This window comes from Dyella sp., from assembly GCF_036568765.1.
Classification (GTDB): Bacteria; Pseudomonadota; Gammaproteobacteria; order Xanthomonadales; family Rhodanobacteraceae; genus GSA-30.
Window position 1 is genome coordinate 1 of record NZ_DATCRY010000170.1, and the last position, 2,606, is coordinate 2,606.

2 protein-coding genes are annotated in these 2,606 nt (G+C 62.2%); both read left to right on the forward strand.

Annotation, left to right across the window (positions count from 1 at the left end):
* The first annotated feature begins 466 nt into the window (after positions 1-466).
* Complete coding sequence (locus tag VIM98_RS11965; RefSeq protein ID WP_331993339.1) at positions 467-1,603, forward strand: OmpA family protein; 1,137 nt, start codon at positions 467-469, stop codon at positions 1,601-1,603.
* 146 nt (positions 1,604-1,749) lie between these two features.
* Positions 1,750-2,493: a pseudouridine synthase gene (locus VIM98_RS11970; RefSeq protein WP_331993340.1), complete on the forward strand. Its 744-nt coding sequence runs from the start codon at positions 1,750-1,752 to the stop codon at positions 2,491-2,493.
* Positions 2,494-2,606 lie beyond the last annotated feature (113 nt).

Genomic DNA, 2,606 nt, shown 5'->3' on the forward strand with positions numbered 1-2,606 from the left:
ACGACACCGACGCTGGCCGCGCGCGCAACCGCCGCACGGAACTGCAGGTCCAGCAGTAATCGGACTATCGGTAAGAGAGTGTGGAGAAAGCCCGGCCCTGCGCCGGGCTTTTTCTTTTGGGGGGGAGAGGGAGAAAAGCGCGGTTTACGCTCGCTCATTTCTGGGCCCCCCAAGCCTCCCCAGGAATGTGAATTCCGCACCGCAACAATCGTGTGAAAACCGCGCAAAAGCGCATGGTTATGCGATCCTTGCCTGAACGAGAGCTCACTCGAAAGTTCAATTTGACGAAGGATTCGGCCACCTGGACGTGTCCAGGCCTTAACGGTTTTGCTACACTCCGCCCCGCTTGCTGTAAGGGACGTCAAGCAAGGGACAACATAAGTTCCTAAATGTCGAATGAGTTCTGACGCGCGATTTCCGTCTGGGGTGGAACGGACGCGAAAACCAATAATCGAGGAGACACCTGATGAATCGTAAGGGCTTGTATTTTCTGATTGCCCTGGCCCTGGGCGGCGTAGGTGCCGTTCACGCGCAGGACCAAGCTGCTTCGAGCACGCCGAGCTACGACGGCCGCTGGTACATCGCGCCGACCGTGGGTGGTTATTACAACGATACGGACCGCAACACGAACAGCCGTCAGGTGTACTACGGTCTGGGCGTGGGCCGTTTCATTTCGCCGAATGCGTCGATCGACCTGTTCATCGACCGCACGAAGCGCGACCGTGATGGCGCCGTGGGCGGTGGCAACTGGTCGAACAACAACTATGGCGTGACGGGTCGCTGGTACTTCGGCGACTGGAACGCATTCCGCCCGTACATCCTGGCTGGCGTGATGGGCAGCTACCACCACGACCGTGGCGACAAGGGCTGGTCGCCGGCTGCGGAGCTGGGTGTTGGCGTGTCCAAGACGATCACGGACAGCTCGGACATCCGCGTGGAAGCGGGCTACCGTTATGACTGGGACGACAAGTCGCAGACGGAAGTCAACAGCGCCCGTTCGCAGGACGGCTACGGCGACTGGTTCCTGGGCCTGAGCATCGTGTCGCGCTTCGGCGAACCGGCTGCTGCTCCGGCGGCTCAGACCGCACCGCCGCCGCCGGCTGCACCGGATTGCTCGAAGCTCGATAGCGACGGCGACGGCGTGAACGATTGCGACGACAAGTGCCCGAACACCCCGGCCGGTACGATCGTGGGTCCGGACGGTTGCCCGCAGAAGGTGGTGATCGACCTGCGCGGCGTGAACTTCAAGTTCGACTATCCGAAGATCGGCCACGTGAAGGCGTCGGAGATTGGCAAGGCGCTGGCCGAGCCGACCGCTGACTCGATCGCGATCCTGGATCAGGCGGTGGACACGCTGCAGCGCTACCCGCAGGTGAAGGTGACGGTTGCCGGCTACACCGACTCGGTGGGTAAGGACGCGTACAACCAGAAGCTGTCGGAGCGTCGCGCACAGATCGTGTACGACTACCTGACCTCGCACGGTATCGATGCGAGCCGTCTGGAAGGTCCGATCGGTCATGGCAAGAACGACCCGATCGACTCGAACGACACCGACGCTGGCCGCGCGCGCAACCGCCGCACGGAACTGCAGGTCCAGCAGTAATCGGACTATCGGTAAGAGAGTGTGGAGAAAGCCCGGCCCTGCGCCGGGCTTTTTCTTTTGGGGAGGAGAGGGAGAAAAGCACGGTTTGCTCTCACTCCTCACGCACCAACAGAGAGTCCCCAACGGCGACCCGCTAAAATCCCCACATGCCACCCCGTCCCCAGCGCCCCCCAGCCCCCCGCCACGGCCTCGCCCGCGTCCTGAGCAAGCTCGGTGTCTGCTCACGCAGCCAGGCCGAGCAGGCGGTGCGAGAGGGACGGGTGAGTGTGGATGGAAGGGTAGTACGCGACCCGGAACGGCCATCCGATGCACAGCGCCAGCGGATCTGCCTGGATGGCCGCCCGGTGGCCGAGGCGAAGCGTGTCTATATCGCCCTCAATAAGCCGCGTGGCATCGTCGTGACAGCGGCGGACGAACGTGGTCGCGACACGGTCTATGACCTGCTCAAGGACGCCGGGCTGCCATGGATGGGGCCGGTCGGGCGACTGGACAGGGCCAGCGAGGGCCTGTTGTTGCTCAGTAACGATAGCGTTTGGGCTGCCGGCCTCACCGAACCGGAGCGGCATGTAGACAAGACCTACCACGTGCAGATCGACACTCTGCCTACATCCGAGTTATTGCAGCAACTTATTGCAGGCACGATCAGCGATGGCGAACATCTGGCCGCCAAGCAGGTGACCGTATTGCGCCAGGGCGAAAAAAACGCATGGTTGGAAATTGTGTTGGACGAAGGACGCAATCGGCATATCCGCCGCCTGCTGGAGGCACATCGCATCCAGGTGCTGCGGTTGGTACGTGTGGCGATCGGCTCGCTCTCGCTGGGCGAATTGGCCAAGGGCCAGTGGCGCTATTTGGATATTTCCGAAGTCGCAGCGTTGTCGTCGACTTAAAGAGCGTCCGGCCGATGCGGCACACAAGGCCGCCAGTGTAAGTTCGATCGACGGACGGCTGTTGCCTGGATGCCGCACGGCATACATCGTGTTGCGGCAGGGCGCGTCATGCT